The organism is Asanoa siamensis (assembly GCF_016862555.1).
Lineage (GTDB): Bacteria > Actinomycetota > Actinomycetes > Mycobacteriales > Micromonosporaceae > Asanoa > Asanoa siamensis.
Genome location: NZ_BONE01000199.1, coordinates 1 through 1,139, shown reverse-complemented (window position 1 = coordinate 1,139; position 1,139 = coordinate 1). Strand labels below are relative to the sequence as shown.

At 73.0% G+C, this 1,139-nt stretch carries 2 protein-coding genes and 1 pseudogene; all 3 read right to left on the bottom strand.

The genetic code is table 11. The features are described from left to right. On the bottom strand, window positions 1-805 hold an 805-nt coding region (locus Asi02nite_RS41230; RefSeq protein WP_239127738.1), incomplete at its 3' end, for a peptidoglycan recognition protein family protein. Beyond that, a complete protein-coding gene (locus tag Asi02nite_RS41225; RefSeq protein ID WP_203719478.1) occupies window positions 805-960 on the bottom strand; it encodes a hypothetical protein in 156 nt (51 codons plus the stop codon). The genes Asi02nite_RS41225 and Asi02nite_RS41230, both read right to left, overlap by 1 nt. A gap of 23 nt (window positions 961-983) precedes the next feature. Next, window positions 984-1,139, bottom strand: a pseudogene (locus tag Asi02nite_RS41220) (hypothetical protein); the annotation flags it as partial.

The following is a 1,139-nucleotide window of genomic DNA, read 5'->3' as shown; positions in this document are numbered from 1 at the left end:
CCAGCCCGGGCCCCGCCGCCCCGCTCTGCCACCAGTGCCGCAGCGTGTTGTCGGTGCCCCGCGCGAAGACGTGCTGCTGTCCGTTGTGGACATAACCGACGGCCTTGCCGGCCAGGGGCACGCCGCCCCAGTCCGGCCGGACGATGCCGGTCGACGGCGACCAGGAGATGTTGGTCAGCGAGCCGCCCGTGCCGACGCCCGCGAAGTGCTGCTGGTCGCCGTAGAGGTAGGCCTGCCCGGCCACCCCGCCGCCACCGACCGCGTTCATCCGCGCGGCCACGTCGGCCCGCATCACGTTGAGGTCGATGAACGACGGGTCGATCTTGCCGGTCGTGCTGGTCTCCCGATGACCCCGGGCGTACGACGCGTCGCGCCCGAGTTGCTTCAGCACGGCGGCCGTCGCGGTCAGCGACGCCTGGTACTGGGCGTTGGTCATCGACTGGTTGACACCGTTGTAGTCGATCTCCCAGCCGATCAGCAGCGTGTTGCCGTCGCCGGCGGGGATCGGCCCGCTGCCGCGGCTCGCCCCGGCGTGGTTGGCCCGGCCACCCGAGATCAGGTGGAACACGCCGTTGTAGTCGACCAGCGCCTGGCAGAGCGGCCCCTGCAGATCGGGTCGGCCGTTGATGCAGGTGCCCAGCGCGGGGTGGGGGTTGCCCGGGCTGGAGGTGGCGGCGGTGTGATGCCAGAGCACGCCGATCGGGTTGAACGAGCCGGACACCATCCGGGCCCGCCAGTTGCCCTCCTCGACCACCTGGACCCCGGCCGCCCGCAGGACGTCACCGAGCCAGGGAATGGTCGCCATCAGGCACCTCGCGCCAGGCTCGGGTCGGCGACGATCAGGTCGGCGACGCACTCGGGCCGACGGGCGGGCGCGGCGGCGGCCGGCACCGCCCAGGCGAGGGCGGGCAGGGCGAGCAGGGCGCCGATCACCGACCGGCGGGACAGTCTGCGCAGCATGGCAAGTGCTCCTTCGCGAGGGGTCAGGCGGAGGCGAGCGAGCCGCCCCAGTTGTCGACGCCGAGGGATCCGTTGGCGTCGTTGACGAACCGGTGGGCGAGGGTCCCGTTGGCGGCGCGGTAGAAGACGTGGTGCTGGCCGGGCGTCGAGAGCCCGACCGGGTCTCCGGCCACGCCGGA

Excerpts from the sequence above, each read along its gene's own strand:
- Asi02nite_RS41225 (WP_203719478.1), bottom strand. The coding sequence starts at position 960 with ATGCTGCGCAGACTGTCCCGCCGGTCGGTGATCGGCGCCCTGCTCGCC.